Here is a 17356-nt window from a genome sequence, read left to right as displayed (position 1 = left end):
TCGGCGGCCTGTGCCGCCGGGGCCGATCCGCCCGCCGCCGCGACCGCCTGGTCGAGCGTCAAAACGCCCGCAGGGGCCTGCGCCATGGCCACGTGCGGCGCGTACGCCACGGCGGCGCACGACGAGGCAGCCAGCAAGGCTGCAAATAATCGCTGCATGAAAAATCGTCCTGAACAAAGGGCATGGAAGGCCGTCCGCCGCAAAAGGGCGAAAAACGGCCGTCTATGGCTTTGTCAGGCGATCGGCGGGCGCAAATCCGGGCCTACGGCCGACAGCGCCGTCCCCGGCGCATCGAACGCACGGTTCACCAGCCGGACCGGACGCAGCACCAGCAGGTCGTCGGTGCTGTGCGGTGCGGGGCCAAAGCTGGTGTGGCAGCTGGTGTGATGGTGCGGCGCGGCCCTGTCGGCATCGCCCTGCGTTTCATCGCTGTCGCCTTCGCTATGCACGAAGCCCGAACAGTCGACCGTCTCGCTACCGGGGAATTCCTGCGCATGGAGCGCCGACGTCGTCATCAGCGACGCCGCCAGAAGCCACAAGAGGAAAAGATGCCCGATCGCACGCATGGATCGCCCCTAGGGCAAAACCCGATAGAAGTCACGGCGCTATCGGCCAGCCCCCCAGTGCCGGGGCGATCACCTGCGCCAGCACCTGGGGCCAGCCAGAACAGTCCAGGCCGCGTGGACGAATTTGGCGGTGATCGCAGCGCGAGAATTGGGTCGGTTCCCGCCCACCCCGTCCGGCTAGGGCCCATCGGTCCCAAGCCTTCCGGCCCTCCCGCTTGCGCGAGGGGCAGCGAGACTTGGGGAGCGTCGCGAACCTAGTCGCAGCGGGGTGGGCGCACCACCACGCCCGCAAAAGGGTAAAACCGGACGTTTGAATTTGCCCACGCCGCCTGACATTCCTATCCGGGCCTTGCCTATCCGGGCCTTGCCTGTCCGGGCCTTGCGTATCGGGGCCTTCAGTACCCGGCCGCCAGGGCTCCGGGGCGCCGCGGGTCGGCCGCGCCGTAAAGGACACCGCCCGATTTCATGATGCTCTGCGTGCTGCCGATGGTCATCGAGGATTCCTCGAGCCGATAGCCCATGCGCTTGAGGATGGCGATCGTGTCCGGGCTGAAACCGTTGGGTTCCAGATAGACTTCGTCGGGCAGCCACTGCTCGTGGAAGCGCGCCGCGTCGGTCGCATCGGCGATGTTCATGTCGTAGTCCATCACGTTCATCAGCACCTGCATGACCGCGGTGATGATCCGGCTGCCGCCCGGACTGCCGGTCACGACATAGGGTTTGCCATCCTTGAAGATCATCGCCGGGGTCATCGAACTGAGCGAGCGCTTGTGCGGCTCGATCGCGTTGCGCTCGCCCCCGACGAGGCCATAGCCGTTGGGCACGCCCGGCCGCGCCGAAAAGTCGTCCATGCCGTTGTTCATCAGGATGCCGGTGCCGGGAACGACCACGCCGTTGCCGAACGAATAGTTGAGCGAATAGGTGTTCGAGACGACGTTGCCCTGCGCATCCCAGATCGAATAGTGCGTGGTGTTCGGGCTTTCGGCCATCGGAGCAAGGCCAGGGGCCACGTCGCGGGACAGGCGCGCCTTGTCGCCCGAGATCGCGGCGCGGGTCTGCCGGGCGTAAGCCTCGCCATCGAGCCAGTCGATCGGGATCTTGCTGAAGTCGGGATCACCCAGGTACTTGCTGCGATCGGCATAGGCCTGGCGCATGGCCTCGATGGTCAGATGCATGGCCGCCGCCGAATTGTGCCCCATGCCCTTGAGATCGAACCCTTCGAGCGCCTTGAGCATCTGGATGATGTGGACGCCGCCCGAACTCGGCGGGGGCATCAGCACCAGTTCGTAACCGCGGTAGGTGGCGCGCAGCGGTTCACGGATCACCGCCTTGTAATCGGCCATGTCGCGCATCGTGAGATAGCCGCCCTGGGCCTGCTGGTCGGCGACCATGCGCCGCGCGATCTCGCCGGTGTAGAAGGCCCTGGCGCCGCCTTTGACGATCTGTTCGATCGACCAGGCGAGGTCGGGCTGGCGGATCACCTCACCGGGCTGGTACTCGCTGCCGTCGGGCTTGAAGAAGGCTTTGGCCGCAGCCGGATTGCGCGCCAGCTTGTCGTGCGCGAAGTGGATCGAATCGGCGTAGTCGGGCGTGACGACGATACCCTTGCGCGCCAGCTCGATCGCTGGCGCGGCGACTTGCCCCATCGTCATCGTGCCATAAGTCTTGAGCGCCAGCTCGAACGCGGCCACCGTCCCCGGCACGCCCGAGGCCGAGCGCTTTTCGCGCGCGGCGGCGAGGTCCACCTTGCCGTCCGGAGTGAGGAACATGGTCCGGCTGGCGGCGTAGGGCGCCAGCTCCTTGTAGTCGATGGTGATCGTCTTGCCGCTCTTGGCGTCATAGATCATCATGAACCCGCCGCCCGCCAGGTTGCCCGCCTTGGGCAAGGTGACGGCGAGTGCGAAGCCCACCGCGACCGCCGCGTCCACCGCGTTACCGCCACGCTCCAGAATGCCGCGCCCGACCTCGCTGGCGATCGCTTCCTGGCTCACCACCATGCCGTGGCGCGCCACGACCGGATGGTGGATCGCGGCGTAATCGAGCAAGGGGGCGGAATTGCCGCTAGGCGCAACGGCCGGAGCCGCCGCGTTTGCCGGCTGCGCCGCCACCAGCGCCAGCGTTGCGGCCTGCAACAGGAAATGCCTCATTTTCATCGCGGCGCTCCTTTCAAGGAAGCAAGGGGTCAAAACTGGGCCAGGGGCTCGGCGCCGTCCATCGCCAGCTGCCCCGGCGTCAGAACCGCCCCGCCATAGCGCGCCATCAGGTTCTGCATCGTCTTTTCCATGTGCTGGGCGTAGGAGCCACAGCCCAGCAGGTGGTATCCGGGCCGGCCGCCCCAATCCTCGCGCAGCACCAGCACCGAGGTTGCGAAGAGCCGTGTCTGGCACACCGAAAGGTCGCCAAAACACCCCGGCCGCATGTCCGTTTCGCACCCGTGGCGAAACAGCGCCGGAGCGCTCGCCCCGACGCAATAGAGCCAGTAGCCATGGGCGAAACCCGGATCGCAGGCCGGTCCCGGAGCGATCGGCCAGGCGGCCTCATCGCCGCGCGCCTGCACCGACAGGGGCGCCTGCGTGGGCGATGGCAGCGCGATCACCCCACCGGCGGACAGCCGGGCCACAAGCCAGCCGTGCCGGCCACGCAGCGCCGCTCCGGGTACGGGCAAGGAGACGGCCGGATCGGCGGGCGCGAGGACGGTGCGCAAGCGCGGCGCGCACGACAGATCGAGGATATTGAGGCCACCCTCGACCAGCGCAGCAGGGGCCGCGTCGTCGGGACGGTGCAGTGCAACGAACGGACTGGTGCGCGCGCAAAGCGGCGGGGCGAGCGTGGTCATGGGTCAGGCCTGCCTTTCGCCGGCGGGATCGTAGGGGGCGTGGTCGAGAAAGCGCACCTTGGCCCCGGCCGCTTGCGCGCCCCACAGCCGCACCGTGCCCGCCGCTGCGGCCGGATCGTCGAGCAGCGCGAGCCCCACCACGCGCCCCAGCGTTGGCGAATAGGCGGCCGAAGTCACCCGTCCGATGACCCCGCCCGGCCCTTCGAGCAGGCGGCACTCCTCGGGCGCCTGGCGCTGGCTGGCGTCCAAGCAGAACGGGCGCAGCGCCTTGGCCGGTGCCGCTTTCGTACGCAGTTTGGCGATGGCCGAGCGGCCGAGAAAATACGGCTTGTCCATGGCCACCGCCGCGCCCTTGCCGATATCGTCCGGCCCGGTCGCGTGATCGGTGTCCTGGCCGATGATGAAGTGGGCCTTTTCCAGCCGCAGAACGCGCTGGGCGAGCACGCCGAAAGGGCGAATGGCGAACGGCGCTCCGGCCGCGAGCAGCCGGTTCCACAAGGTGAGCGCAAAGCCCGAACCGACGTGGAACTCGAAGGTCGTCTCGCCCACGAAATCGCCGCGCAGGACGATCGCGGGAATGCCCTCGAGAGTGCACTGGCAAAACCCGTGGAGCGCCAGCGCGTCCAGTTCGCCCGCATGGGCCGGCCAAAGCGCGGCGATGATCGCGCGCGCCTGCGGTCCGCACAGGTTGAGCACGCTCATCGCGCCCTGGAGCTCGCACACCGTCACGTCGAAGCCGTGTTCGACGATCAGCTTGCGCAAGGTGCGGTTGGTGGCCGCCGCCGCCGCGCTCGAGGTGACGAGGTAGAGCCGGTCCGCGTCGAGCCGGCAGGCGACACAATCGTCGATCACCGCGCCCAGTTCATCGACCATCAGCCCGGCGCGGGTCGCGCCGCAGGCAAGGTCCGAAAAATCCTGCACGTAAGCCGCGTTCAGCAGCGCCAGGGCGTCGCGTCCGGCCAGCTGGAAACCGCCGTGGGTCGAGGCATCGAACAGACCGGCGCGCGCCCGCACGGCGCGGACTTCGCGCTCGACCGAACCCTCTTCATCGCCCTCCCCACCGTAATGGGCCGGGCGCAGCCAGGCCCCGGCGGGCATCATCACCGCCCCGTTTTCGCGGTGCCAGCGGTCGAGCGCGCCGCGCCTTTGCGGGGGCGATGTGTCGACCGCGAGATTGGCGAAGGGTTCGGGTTCGAACGGGGGGCGCTGGGTGGTCATGCGCAAGTGCGCCAGGTCCTGTCCGCTCGCCCCGGCAAAGACCCGCAGCGCGTTGAGCGCGGTGGTGCGCCCTTGCGAAGGGCCCATGCCCGTCGTCGTGAAGCGCTTCATCAGTTCCATGTGGCCAAAGCCCGCCTGCACCGCGGTTTCGATGTCGCCGATCGTCTGGTCCTCGTCGAAATCGACGAATTCCTTGCCCTTGCGATGGGGAAAGACGGTCCAGGGAAAGTTCACGGGCTCACGCGCGGGCTCGGGCCGTAGCGATGCGGGCTTGCCGCAAGCCACGTCGGCGGCGCGCTGTCCGTCCTGGCAGACCGCGTCGAAATCGTAGATCCCGTTGAGACTGCCGCACACGCTCGAATTACGGGGGCTCCTGGTGATGCGCAGCGCGGAAAGCGCGGTGTCGTAGATCGCCTCTCCGCCCGAATGGCAGGCGAGCTGGACGAGCGGGGTAAAGCCCACCGAACAGACCAGCGTGTCGCAGCGCCAGCGCGTAACGGGGCCGGTGGGATGGCCGTTCGCGTCCAGCGACCGCGCGCTGACCGCCCCCAGATGCTGGCCCGCGCGATGCGCTTCGACCACGCTCAGGCCGTGCAGCACCGCAATGCCCAGCGCCGCGCACTGCGCTTCGAGCGCAGCGTCGACCGGTTGCGCACGCATGTCGAGGACGGCAAGGACGGTGCAGCCCGCCTCGGCCAGCGCGAGCGCGGTCTCGTAACCGAAACGGTTGGCGGTCTGGACCACGCAGCGTCGGCCGGGGCACAGCGCGTAACCGGCCATCAGGCGGTTGACGCTCGAGGCAAGGAAGATGCCGGGCAGATCGTTGTTGCGCAGCACGAGCGGCTGTTCGACCGAGCCGACCGCGGCGATGACGTGGCGCGCGCGAACATGGTAGTAGCGCTCCCGCGCGTGCGCGGTGAGCAGGTTGCCCTCGAACCAGGCGGCGCAGGTCGTGGAGGTCAGTACGGTGATCGCCGGGTGGCGTTCGACTTGCGCGATCAGCGCGGCCAGATCACGGCGCTGCGCTGGGGAAAGCCGCGCAAAGGCCGAGCGACCGCCGAGCGCCTCGTCACGCTCGATCAGGATCACCTCGCGGCCTTCGCGTGCCGCGCCCAGCGCCGCGCTGAGCCCGGCAACGCCCGCCCCGATGACCGCGACGTCGCTGAACAGATGGTGCTTTTCGGGCTCCGGCTCCTCCGGTCCGAAGGCATCGAGCGTGGGATCGAGCCGGCCAAGCCCCGCGACGCGGCGGATGATGCGCTCCCAGAACGGCCAGCTTCCCGCCGGGCGGAAGAAGGTGTCGTAATAGAAACCCGCGGGCAGGAAGCGCGCCAGCGTACCGAGCAGCGCCCCCCTGTCGCGGGCGAGCGATCCCGCCACGTTCTGCGAACGCACCTGCGCGCCATCGCGCGCGCGTGTCCCGTCGGCGGCGACATTGGGCGTACCGTCGAGCGTGACGTACTGGTTCGCGTCCATCCCGTTGGCGAGCAGCGGCCCGCGCGGGCGGTGGTACTTGAACGAGCGGGCGAGGAAATCGCCGTGACGCGGATCGGCCAGGATCGCGCTGGCAAGGGTATCCCCGGCAAAGCCCGAGACCGGGCGGCCATCGAAGTGGAACGCGACCGGCGTCGCGCGATCGAGGCGCGAGCCCCAGGGTTCGGGCAGGCGGAACAGGCGCTTGGGGCTCATCGCGTCCCCCCTTCGCGCTGGCGGGCAAGGCAGGCCTGCGCGGGTTCGAGCGTGACGAAACGCTCGCTCGCGGCATCGCGAAAGCCGATGTACCATTGCTCGGACGGATGGTGGAACCACCACTCGCCCTGAACGCCGCCAGGCTTGCCGCCCCACAGGTGGCGGCGCCATTCAGGGGCGCAGACCGCGTCCTCCTGGCTTGCGGCGCTGTCATCCAGGTAGCCGCCCCAGCGAAACTCGCTCTTGGGCCGCTCGCCAATATCGGTGCAGGGAAAAAGCACAGGGGACCTCGCCTCAGTGACCCACGGCCGCGGCCGCGCGCTCTCCGACGAGCGAGAGGGTGGAAAAGCGTTCAAGGGAGAACGGTGCGATCAGGTCGGGCACGCGCCCGGTGGCGACCATTTCGGCCATCGCGTAACCGCCCGCCGGAATGGCCTTGAACCCCATGGTGCCCCACCCTGCGCTCAGGAAGTAGTCCTGGACCGGGCTTGGCCCCATGATCGGGCTGTAATCCTGGGTGACATCGGCGATCCCGCCCCACTGACGCAACAACTTCATGCGCGCCAGGAAGGGAAACAGCTCGAGCATCGGGCCCATCATGTCCTCCTTGATGTCGTGCGAGGAACGCGAGGAGACGCACGGGTAAGCGTCGATCTCGCCGCCCATGACGAATTCGCCGCGCGCCGATTGCGAGATGTAGACCGCCAGGTTGCCCGACACCACGATCGGGTCGAGCACCGGCTTGACCGGTTCGGAGACGAAGGCCTGGAGCGGAACGACCCGGATCGGCAGGTCGAACCCGGCCATTTGCGCCAGCGCCGGACTGGCGCCGGCCACGCACTGCACGATCCGTCCCGCGCGCAGCGTGCCCCGGTTGGTGTGGAGGCGCGCGATGCGCCCGCCTTCCCGGTCCATCCCGATGACCTGGGTCTGGGTGTGGATCTCGACCCCCATTTCGCTCGCGCGCCTGGCCAGCCCCCAGGCCACCGCATCGTGGCGCGCGGTCGCCCCGCCGGGGTGGTAGAGCGCGCCCAGCACCGGATAGCGCACGTCCTCGCGCATGTTGAGCTGGGGGCACAGCCTGGCCACGGCCTGGCGATCGATCACTTCGGAATGGACGCCGTTCAGCCGGTTCTGCTCGGCGCGCCAGCGCGCGGTGCGCTTGCCGCCATCGTCGTGGAACAGCGTCAGGTGCCCGCGCGGCGAGAACATGATGTTGTAGTCCAGCTCGCTCGACAGCGTGCGATAGAGTTCGACCGACTTGCCGAAGAAGCGCACGCCCGCGTTGCTGAGGTAGTTGGCGCGGATGATGGTGGTGTTGCGCGCGGTGTTGCCTCCCGCCAGCCAGCCTTTCTCGAGCACCGCGACCTTGCGCACGCCCCAGTTCTTCGCAAGGTAGTAAGCGGTCGCCAGACCATGCCCGCCACCGCCGATGATGACCACGTCATAGCCGCTCCCCAGCGCGCGCGGGGCGGGCAGGACGGGTGCCCGGCGCTGCCCCAGTCCATACTTAAGCAATTGAAGGGGCATGAAGACCTCGGAAAAGCCGACGCCGCTGGAACGCGGCGGTGCCAGGACTTTCTATGCCGAGCGCGGCGCGATCGGGTCAAGGCGATGCGCGGGTCCGGAAGCAAAGCTTATGGCGCGAATTAGGGAAAGTATGACTGGCATTGCGCGCGCACCTCGGGCACTTTGCTGCAGGGCAGCAAAACCGGCGGGTCTGTACCAGCGACAGGCCTGCAAGACCGGCACGACGGTAAGACCGGCAAGACAGGGCGAAGGGACGATGGCGAGCGAACCGCAGGGCGAACTTCCGCTACGCGCGCTGCGCATCTTCGTGACACTGGCGGAATGCGGCGTGATGTCCGAGGCGGCCGGACGGCTGGGCATCACCCAGGCGCGGGTCAGCCAGACCATCCGTTCGCTCGAGGAGCGTTTCGGCATCCAGCTCGTCAGCCGCGATCGCCGGCCGGTGGCGCTGACCCGTCCGGGCCAGATCCTCCACCAGAAGGCGCTCGAACTGCTCGATCTCGAAGGGCACGTCCACACCGCGCTGCGCGATGCCGCGCTGATCAAGCGGCCCGCGCTGCACCTCGCCGCCGCGACCAGCTTCGTCGACGTGGTCGGCGGCCATCTGGTGCCGATGATCGAGGACCTGGCCTCGGGCTGGCGGATCACCGCCGGGCTCAGCCCCGATCATGTCGCCATGCTGCTCTCGCGCAAGGCCGACATGATCGTCACGGTCGATGACCTGATGGAAGACCAGGCCGACCTCGCCCGCTTCGAACTGGTGCGCGAACCCTATGTTCTGGCGCTGCCCCATTCCGCGCGCGAAGTGCCCGATCTGGCCGAACTGGTGCAGACCAAGCCGCTGATCCGCTACGGCGCCTCGGGCAGCACCGGGCGCCAGATCATGCGCCATCTGGCGCGCATGAACCTCAAGCCGGTCAAGACGGTGGAAATCGAATCGGTCCTCGGCCAGATGACCATGATCGCCAACAACCAGGGCTGGGGGCTGACCACGCCGCTGTGCTACGCCAGCGCGCCTTCGTTCCACCGCCGGGTCATGCTCGCGCCGATTTCCAAGGGCGCCTTTCGCCGCCAGCTCACCCTCATCTGCCGCGAGCGCGAGGACGAGGAAGCCGCCGCCCGCATCGCCGAAGCCGCGCGCACCGTGCTGCGCGGGGAAGTGCTGGCCCGCATGCTCGAGGATTATCCCTGGCTCGAGGACAAATTTCTCGTATGACCAAGGCCTTGCGCCAGACCCGAAAGGGAGGGCCGTTGCCAGCCCTCCCCATCGCTGTTCCGGTTGGCGCGGCGCGGATCAGAAATTGTAGCCCAGCCGCGCGTAGATGTAGCGCCCCTGAAAGCCATAGGGCGAAAAGCCGGGATAGGGCGAGATGAAGTCGAACTGCCCCGCGTTCTCGACCCCGGCCGTCTCCACCGCCGACTTGGGATACTTGTCGAAGATGTTGTTCGAGCCGATCGCGAAATCGATCCGGTCGTTCAGCTTGACGCCGATGTCGAGGTCGAAGAGGAACGCGGGGTCGACCGTGAGATCACCCGCGGTCGTCGTTCCGGGCTGGGTGACCTTGCCGTAATAGCTCGTGCGCAGCGTCGTCGCGACCTTGCCAAGCGACCAGGTGGTTGACAGGTTGCCCTTGATGCGCGGCGCCGCGTTCTCCAGCCGGGCGCGTTCGCGCCGGGCGAAGAGCTGCGAAGGCTCGAACAGCGAGGCCGGGCCGACCGTCGCGATGACGTCGCTCACCTGCGTCTTGTTCCAGTTGATCCCGCCCACGAAGTCCAGCTTGCCAAGGCTGCCAAGGCCCAGGCTGTACGTCGCGGTGGCATCGATGCCCTTGGTCGTGCTGTTCACCCCGTTGATGAAGAAGCGCGTGGCGCCAATCCCCTCGATCCCGGCCGAGGCGAAGACCTGCGCGACGATCGCCGCCTCGTCGGTGTCATCGCCCAGCGTCTCGGACAGCACGATACGGTCATCGATGCGGATCCAGTAGGCGTCGAGCGTGAAGACGAGATCGGGAACGCCGTTCCAGGTCATGCCCACGCTGACGTTCTTGGACTTCTCGGGCTTGAGCGGGGTACCCCCCAGCGCCTGCGCGGCCGCGCTCGTCGATGGCAGGGTGCCGATGTCGTAGGCCACGCCATTGATGAAGTTGGTCGAGATCGAGGTGTAGTATTGCTGCTGGAGCGAGGGCGCGCGAAACCCGGTGCTGACCGAGGCGCGCAACGCGAAGCTGTCGGTCAGCGCATAGCGTGTCGCCAGCTTGACGTTGAAGGTGCTGCCAAAATCGCTGTAGCGCTCGTAGCGCCCGGCCAGCGTCACGTCCCAGGGATCGGTGATGTTGGCGTCGAGTTCGCCATAGAGGCCGATGGCGTTGCGCGCGACGTCGACGGCGGATTCGTCGCTGTAGTAGATCGAGCCTTGCGCGAAGGAATGCGATCCCACCGGCAGCAGCGAGTCTCCGTAAAGCGGCGCGCCGCTCGAATCGTAGACGATGTTGCCGTCCGCATCGAGCAGGTAGGCGTTGGTGTAGGCGCGCTCGTCGCCTGCGAAGATCTCGTAGTTCTCGCGCCGGTATTCCATGCCGAAGGAGACCGACAGCGGCGAGGCGAGGAAGCCGGTGTCGAATTCGCGGCTGAAGTCGGCGTTGAGCGTGGTCTGGCCGAACTTCGTGCCGCCGCCGTAGAATTCGGTCGGAGTGGCGTCGAGGTAGGTGGTGTTGGCGGTATGGGTGTTGAGGTAGGTCACCTTGTTGGTGCCCCACACCGCGCTCAGGTCATAGTCCCAGCCTGCGACCTTGCCGCGCACCCCGCCCTGGACCGCGTAGTCCTCGATCGTCGAGTTGATCAGCGGGGTGAAGCCGTCGGGGTAGATGTCCTGAATGCCGTACCCTTCGTCAGACGCCTCGCGGTAGAACGCGCCCGATGTCGCTTCACGGTGCTGGAACGTGGCGGTGCCGTAGGCTTCGGCATCGCCGCCAAGGTCGTAACGCGCGTTGAGCAGGCCGGTATAGGATTCGGTTTCGGGGTTGCCGTAAAGGAAGCGGTTGCGGTTCACGGTCAACTCGCGCGGGTCGAACTGGCCGTTGGCGAGCAGCGGGTAAGTATCGCCGTCATCGGCGCCGCCGCGGTTGGTGCGGTTGGCGTTGATGTATTCGAACGTGGCGTTGACGAAGCCCTTGTCGTTGAGGTTGAAGCCCTGGTTGTACGCGATGGTGATCGATTCGCCGTCGCGCCGCTTGATGTCGTCGCCGTAGATGCCCTTGACCCGGCCCGTACCGTTGGCGACCGGATAGCCATTGGCGTCGGTCTCGATCCCGGTCATTTCGGGAACCCCGTCGAGCGTGGTGACGTACATCCCCACGTTGACCGAGATACGCCCGCCTTCGGGGGCATCGCGGGTCACGATGTTGATGACCCCGGCGATCGCGTCCGAGCCATATTGCGCCGCCGCACCGTCGCGCAGCACTTCGACCTGCTTGATCGCGGCCGAGGGAATCGCGTTGAGGTCGACCGAAACCGAGCCACGCCCCGCTGACCCGTTGATGTTCAGCAACGAGGTCGGATGGCGGCGCTTGCCGTTGATGAGCACCAGCGTCTGATCGGGCGCGAGACCGCGCAGCGAAGCCGGCTTGATGTGCTCGGTGCCGTCGACCAGCGAGGGCTGGGGATAGTTGAAGCTGGGCACCAGCGCCTGCAACTGGCGGTTGATGTCGGTGTAGCCCGCCTTTTCGATCTGGTCGGCGCCGATCACGTCGACCGGAACGTTGCTTTCGAGCACCGTGCGTCCGGGCCGGCGCGACCCGATCACGGTGATCGCATCCTCGGCAATCGTGGTGTCATCGCCGGGCTGGCTGCGCGGCGCGCTGTCCTGAGCTTTCGCATCGACCGCACAAAGACTGACCCCCGCAAGAAGAAGCGGGAGCAATTTCGATAAATTGCTCATAAAATACCCCTGAATTTGTATTATTTATGCGCCAGGGTTCAGACCCTCTCCGATCGTGGCCTCGCTTTTCATTTTGTGCGGTCGAGTATCTCTGCGCCCCTTGCGCAAAGCAACCCGCCAACGCGCGCTAAAAACCGGCCGAACAGCCAGAAGATTTTCCATCAACACATTGAACAATCATAATTTTATGATGACATTGCGGAGCAGATGGCACGCCATATTAAGGCTAATTTATCTGGATCATTAGGCCGATCCATGTAACTCCTTGGCCGGGCCGCAAGACAGCGCCCCCGGCTGCGGAGCCGGGGCGCGGGGGGCCTTTCGCGCAGCGTACGCTTGCGCGTTTCCCATTCCCCAACCGCGTGGAGGCCGCGATCACACTCTGGAACCTGGTCATCGATGCCGGCCTCGCAGGCTGCCTGCTGCTTGTCGCCAAGATCCTGCGCAGCCAGGTCACCGTGCTGCAACGCCTCTTCGTGCCCAGCACGCTGCTCGCCGGGCTGATCGGCTTCGTCGGCGGGCCTTCGGTGCTCGGCTGGCTGCCCTTTTCGGCATGGTGCGCGCAATATGGCGGGGTGCTGATCTGCGCTGTGTTCGCGGGTCTGGGCATGACCGCGCGGTTTCCCGACCTCGACACGCTAATTCACCGCACCGGTCGGATGTGGGTGTTCAACCAGATCGTCTTTCTCTCGCAATGGATCGTGGGCGTGGGCTTTGCCATGGTCACCGCGCACAGCGTGTTTCCGGGGCTCGTTCCGGCCTTCGGGCTCATCTTTCCAGCCGGTTTCATGGGCGGACACGGGACGGCGGCGGGCCTCGGTGTCGTGCTGCAGGGGCTGGGCTGGGAGGATGCGCTCAGCCTCGGCCTGACGTCCGCGACGATCGGGGTATTTCTCGCGATGCTGGGCGGCATGGTCATCATCAACCTGTTCGGTCGCCAGGGACGGCTCAAGGACGTGCGCCGTTTCGAGGAGCTCGACCGGCATTTCCGACGCGGCCTCGTCGCGCTCGAGGATCGCCGCAGCATTGGTGAGGAAACCGTCGTCGCAGCCTCGCTGCACGTGCTTTCGCTGCACGTCGGGCTGCTGGCGGTGATCACGTTCGCCGCGTTCGAACTGGCTTCGCACCTCTCCGCTCTGGTCTCCTATCTCTCGGTTCCGGTCTTCGCCTGCTGCTTCCTGCTCGGCGCGCTGATGCGGCTCGTGCTCACCCGAACAGGGATGATCCATTACGTCGACGAGCGGATCATCGGTGCGCTTGCCAGTTGCGCGACCGACTTTCTGATCTTCTTCGGGGTCAGCTCGATCCAGCTGGCGGTCCTGCTCTCCAACACCGCGCCGTTCCTGGCGATCATGCTCATCGGCACCGCGCTGTGCCTTGTCCTGACCATGCTCGTCGCGCCGCGGGTGCTGGGCGATCACTGGGCGGAAAAGGCCGTATTTTCATGGGGCTGGATGACGGGCACGGTGGCGCTGGGCATCCTCCTGCTGCGGGTCTGCGACCCGGAGGGACAGTCGAACGCGCTGGAGGACTACGCCATCGCCTATGTGCCGGGATCGATCGTCGAGATCCTGCTGGTTTCGCTTGTCCCCGGACTGGTCACGATGGGCTACGCACCGCAGGTCCTGGGCGTCTTGCTGCTCGCGATCCTCGCCATCCTGGCGCTGTTCCAGTTCGTCATCCGCCGCCCGGCGCGAACCTGACAGGCCCGCCGTTCCGGCCCCTGCAAGGGGTGAGCGGAGCCAACCAGCGCCAATCTGGGAAATCTGGGCATGGTCCGCGCACAGGAAGTCGAAGGTTTCGTCGAAAGCCTGTTCAATGGCGAAGAGGAAGCCGGGCTACCCGAACGCGCGCACGAAGCGGTTACACATCTTGGGGAAATCAGAGCCATGATGGCGGGCGTCGCCGATCTCATCGAACGCACCAGGGACGAACCTGAAGATCGCGGGCAGATCAAAGAGACGATCAAGCATCTGCGCGTCATGACCGAGATCATCGAGGCCGAGATCCATGCCGCGGTTCTGGCCTGTACGCGCGCGCGCAAGACCTCCCCGGTATCACTACGCCGTTGGGAACGCGGCATTGAACCAGAATTCGGATGCGGAGCAGCGTCTTCGCGAAAAGCTGCGCAAGATCGAAGCCCTGTTCGCCGGCGCCGCCACGGCAGGCGAAAAGGCCGCAGCGGGTGCCGCGGCAGAACGTATCAGGCGCCAGTTCACCGAAACGAGCCGCCGCATCTCGGGACTCACCTGCGTGGCCTCCCGCAATTTGAAGGTCAGCGCATCGATCTATTCCGAGAGAGTATCGATCTACGCGATATAAAGGCGAGCGACCTCCCTGACGCTGCCAGGCAAATCCATCTCCTCATTTTCGATTGCTTCACGGATTCCGCACTCAGCCGGAACTGACCCCAATTATTTCAGCGGAACCCCGCCAGAACGCAGACAAAAGGGGGGCACGTTGCGGTTCGTCCCGAAACGCGCGTGTAACATTTGTGTAAGAAAATGTGGCTGCTTCAGCTTGGCGGGATAATGGCAGTGAATGAGGGCCATGCGTTCGTGGCTGCCAGCTGGAAAACGGGCGACAGGTGTCAACGAGGCCGGGAAGATTATGTCGGATTACCATTTCCCGCGCGACTTTCCGACACCGGGCAAGCCCGATCGTGTTCGCGCTGTCGATGGCCCGGGCGCAAGGGGCGCCCATCCGCCATCCGATACCGCCCCCCCAGCCCCTGCCCGGTGTGTCGCGCTTGTCGGGTGCGATGGCTCGGGCAAGTCCACGCTGGCGCACGATCTGGTCGCGCGGCTTGGCCAGCACGCTCCGACAACCTCGGTCTATCTCGGGCTTGGAACCGGCGAACTGGGCCGGCGTCTGGCGCGGATGCCGGTGATCGGCCCGCTGGTGGGGCGCTTCTTCACGCGCAAGGCGGCCGGGGTGCATGACAACCCTGAGGGGCGCCTGCCCGGTCCGGCCACCGCGCTTGTGATGCTGGGCTTTTCGCTGGCGCGCCGGCACCGGTTCCGCCGGGTCGCGGCCTTGCGGGGCCGGGGAATCCAGGTTGTTACCGATCGCTATCCGCAAGCCGAAGTGGCCGGTGCGTTCGACGGGCCCGGGCTCGCCTGGACGCGCAAGGGCGCGACGCTGAGCGAAGCGCTCGCCCGCCGCGAGCGGGCCATCTACCAGGCGATGGCCGCCCTTCCGCCCACACTGGTCATCCGCCTCAACGTCGACATCGATACCGCGCTCGCCCGCAAGCCCGACCACGACCGTGCTCTGCTCGAAAAGAAGGTGGCCGTCATGGCGAAGCTGACCTTCGGCGGTGCGCGCATCGTCGAAGTCGATGCCACCCGCCCTTACCCGGAAGCGCTTGAAACCGTTCTGGATCTGCTCAGACGTTGTGGAGTCCCCACGTGAGAAGATTTGATGATGCGTAAACCGAAGACTTCGCACGCCGCCGTCGGACCGGAGGGCCAGGCGCGCCCCTTGCTGATCGCCGTCGTGGGATGCGACGGTTCGGGTAAGACCACGGTGACCGAGGCCTTGCGTTCCTGGCTTTCCGATTACGGCCGGCCCCGGTTGTGTCATCTGGGCAAGCAGTCCGGGACGATCGGTCGCCAGCTGGTTCAGCTGCCGTTCGTGGGCAAGCGGGTCAACAAGACCCTCAAGGCCCGTTCGGGCATGACCCGTGCGCCGGGGGGCCCGGACACGGTCTCGACGTTCGTGATATGGCTGTTCGTCCTGCGCCGAGTCCTGCGATTCAAGCGCATGCTGCGCCTGCGCCGTGCGGGCTTCTGGATCATCGCCGATCGCTTTCCCCAGATCGCCAAGCCGGGCGCGATTGATGGCCCGCGGCTGATGGGCGTGACGCAGGCCCCCGGATTGATTGGCTGGATGGCGCGCTCCGAGCAGCGGCATTTCGAAACCATGGTCTCCCACGTTCCCGATCTTGTGCTGCGGCTCAACGTCTCGGCGGAGGTCGCCATCGCGCGCAAACCCGATCACCGCCCTGCGGCTCTGACGCGGAAAGTGGTGGACGTTTCGCAATTGACCTTCCAGGGAGCGCCAATCGTGGAAGTCAACACCGATCTGCCGCTCGAAGAGGTCCTCAGCCAGGCGCGCAAGGCCATTGCGGAGCGCTTCCTGCCAGCCCTCGCCTTGCCATCGGACTCGTCGCCGCCGCAAGCGTTGCCGCCCGCTGCAACCGCCGGGGGGCTGGCCGAATGAAGCGGCGCTTTGCCGTGAAGCAGTGGTTCGCGGACGGGGTGTTTCGGACGATCCTGCGCAACTGTTCGTATCTGCTTTCGGGCAAGCTGGGCGGGGCGCTGTTCGGGCTGGTCGCGCTGGCCTGCACCGGGCGGGGGTTGACCCCGGTCCTGTTCGGGACGCTGGTGCTGATCCATTCCTACGCCAGCGGGGTGGGGGCAGTGGCCAAGTTCCAGACCTGGCAGCTGCTCGTGCGCTATGGTGCGCCCGCGCTCGAACGCGGTGACGTCGGCGAATTTCGCCATGTCGCCTCGTTTGCCTTCGGACTGGATATCCTTAGCGGGCTGTTCGGGCTGGTGGGCGGTCTGGCGTTGATCCCCTTCCTCGCGTCGTGGATGGGCATTCAGGCGGCGGATTTGCCGCTGGCCATGTTCTACTGCACGCTGATCCCCACGATGGCGGCGGGGACGCCTTCGGGTATCCTGCGCGTGTTTCGCTGTTTCAACCGGATCGCCGGCCTCCAGCTGGTCACGCCGATCCTGCGCGCGATTGGCGGTGCGATTTCCTATTTCGGGCACTTGGGTTTCGTCGGTTTCGTGCTTACCTGGTACGTGGCCGATCTGGCTGGCGACCTGTGCATGTGGTGGCTCGCGGTTCGCGAACTGCGCCGTCAGCGCATCCGCGGCGCCTTGCGGCCGGGGCTGTTCGGTCCGGCCCGCCATCTCGACAAGGCGTGGGAGTTCGTCTGGACGACCAATGTCGCGCACTCAGTGTGGGCGGCCTGGGGGCCTCTGAGCAACCTTATCGTGGGTGGTATGATGGGGCCGGCCGGCGCGGGCCTGTTCAAAGTCGCCACGACCTTCTTCAATTCGGCGACCAAGCCCGCAGACCTGCTGGCGCGCAGCTTCTATCCCGAGATCATGCGGCTCGATCCGACCAGCGGACACCCCTGGCAGCTGGCGCTGCGCAGCGCCTTCTTTTCCGGCGCGGCCGCTCTGGTGCTGCTGTTGCTGGTGATGCTGGGCGGGGCGCCGGTAATCGGCGTGGTGTTCGGCAAGCGCTATATTGCCGCTCTCGACCTACTGCAGATCATGACCGGATCGCTGATCGTGACGATGGCCTGCTTCCCGCTCGAAAGCCTGCTCTACATGGCGCACCGGCAACGCGCCGCGCTGGTGGCGCAAACCGGCTCGGCGATCGGCTACGCGCTGCTGCTGTTCGTGCTCATCCACGCCTTCGGGCTGGCTGGCGCGGGGCTGGCCTATGTCGGCGGGGTGGTGATCCGGGCGCTGCTCATGCTGGTGCCGACCCTTGACGCCTATCGCCGGCGCGAGGCCATTCCTTACGTGGCGGTACAGGAAAGCCCGGCCTGAACGC

The 17356-nt window shown here is 66.6% G+C and carries 13 protein-coding genes; 6 read left to right on the top strand and 7 right to left on the bottom strand.

Annotation, left to right across the window (positions count from 1 at the left end):
* Positions 1-233 precede the first annotated feature (233 nt).
* From MTR62_RS08230 to MTR62_RS08205, 6 genes are all read right to left on the bottom strand, one after another.
* A complete protein-coding gene (locus tag MTR62_RS08230) occupies positions 234-566 on the bottom strand; it encodes a hypothetical protein (RefSeq protein WP_244018842.1) in 333 nt (110 codons plus the stop codon).
* A gap of 395 nt (positions 567-961) precedes the next feature.
* Positions 962-2719, bottom strand: coding sequence for a gamma-glutamyltransferase (ggt, locus tag MTR62_RS08225; RefSeq protein ID WP_244018840.1), 1758 nt, complete (start codon positions 2717-2719; stop codon positions 962-964).
* A gap of 29 nt (positions 2720-2748) precedes the next feature.
* Entirely contained in the window at positions 2749-3402 is a 654-nt protein-coding gene (locus MTR62_RS08220) for a hypothetical protein (RefSeq protein WP_244018837.1), read from the bottom strand.
* 3 nt (positions 3403-3405) lie between these two features.
* Positions 3406-6309, bottom strand: coding sequence for an FAD-dependent oxidoreductase (locus tag MTR62_RS08215; RefSeq protein ID WP_244018835.1), 2904 nt, complete (start codon positions 6307-6309; stop codon positions 3406-3408).
* Positions 6306-6590: a sarcosine oxidase subunit delta gene (locus MTR62_RS08210; RefSeq protein WP_244018833.1), complete on the bottom strand. Its 285-nt coding sequence runs from the start codon at positions 6588-6590 to the stop codon at positions 6306-6308. Before MTR62_RS08210 ends, MTR62_RS08215 begins: the two co-directional genes overlap by 4 nt.
* A 13-nt stretch (positions 6591-6603) precedes the next feature.
* Positions 6604-7839 carry an FAD-dependent oxidoreductase gene (locus MTR62_RS08205; RefSeq protein WP_244018831.1) on the bottom strand — a complete coding sequence of 412 codons (1236 nt, stop codon included), beginning with the start codon at positions 7837-7839 and terminating at the stop codon, positions 6604-6606.
* A gap of 256 nt (positions 7840-8095) precedes the next feature.
* Here MTR62_RS08205 and MTR62_RS08200 point away from each other — a divergent pair, with 256 nt between their 5' ends.
* On the top strand, positions 8096-9055 hold the full coding sequence (locus tag MTR62_RS08200; RefSeq protein ID WP_244018829.1) for a LysR family transcriptional regulator: 960 nt from the start codon (positions 8096-8098) through the stop codon (positions 9053-9055).
* A gap of 78 nt (positions 9056-9133) precedes the next feature.
* Here MTR62_RS08200 and MTR62_RS08195 read toward each other — a convergent pair whose 3' ends face one another.
* On the bottom strand, positions 9134-11776 hold the full coding sequence (locus MTR62_RS08195) for a TonB-dependent receptor plug domain-containing protein (RefSeq protein WP_244018827.1): 2643 nt from the start codon (positions 11774-11776) through the stop codon (positions 9134-9136).
* Positions 11777-12138: 362 nt separating this feature from the next.
* On the opposite strand from MTR62_RS08195, the gene MTR62_RS08190 reads away from it, so the two are divergent.
* The 5 genes from MTR62_RS08190 to MTR62_RS08170 all read left to right on the top strand — a co-directional run bounded on the left by MTR62_RS08190 (position 12139) and on the right by MTR62_RS08170 (position 17352).
* Positions 12139-13479 carry a sodium/glutamate symporter gene (locus tag MTR62_RS08190; RefSeq protein ID WP_244018825.1) on the top strand — a complete coding sequence of 447 codons (1341 nt, stop codon included), beginning with the start codon at positions 12139-12141 and terminating at the stop codon, positions 13477-13479.
* Between the two features lie 69 nt (positions 13480-13548).
* Positions 13549-14184 (top strand): hypothetical protein, encoded by a 636-nt coding sequence (locus MTR62_RS08185; protein ID WP_244018823.1) that lies wholly within the window; start codon positions 13549-13551, stop codon positions 14182-14184.
* Between the two features lie 202 nt (positions 14185-14386).
* Entirely contained in the window at positions 14387-15190 is an 804-nt protein-coding gene (locus MTR62_RS08180) for a nucleoside/nucleotide kinase family protein (RefSeq protein ID WP_244018821.1), read from the top strand.
* A 9-nt stretch (positions 15191-15199) separates the two neighbouring features.
* Positions 15200-16000 (top strand): nucleoside/nucleotide kinase family protein, encoded by an 801-nt coding sequence (locus tag MTR62_RS08175; RefSeq protein ID WP_244018819.1) that lies wholly within the window; start codon positions 15200-15202, stop codon positions 15998-16000.
* Positions 16001-16014: 14 nt separating this feature from the next.
* Entirely contained in the window at positions 16015-17352 is a 1338-nt protein-coding gene (locus tag MTR62_RS08170) for a lipopolysaccharide biosynthesis protein (RefSeq protein WP_244018817.1), read from the top strand.
* Positions 17353-17356 lie beyond the last annotated feature (4 nt).

The organism is Novosphingobium organovorum (assembly GCF_022832435.1).
Classification (GTDB): Bacteria; Pseudomonadota; Alphaproteobacteria; order Sphingomonadales; family Sphingomonadaceae; genus Novosphingobium; species Novosphingobium organovorum.
The sequence above is the reverse complement of the archived record's forward strand: the minus strand, read 5'-3'. Positions and strand labels throughout refer to the sequence as shown.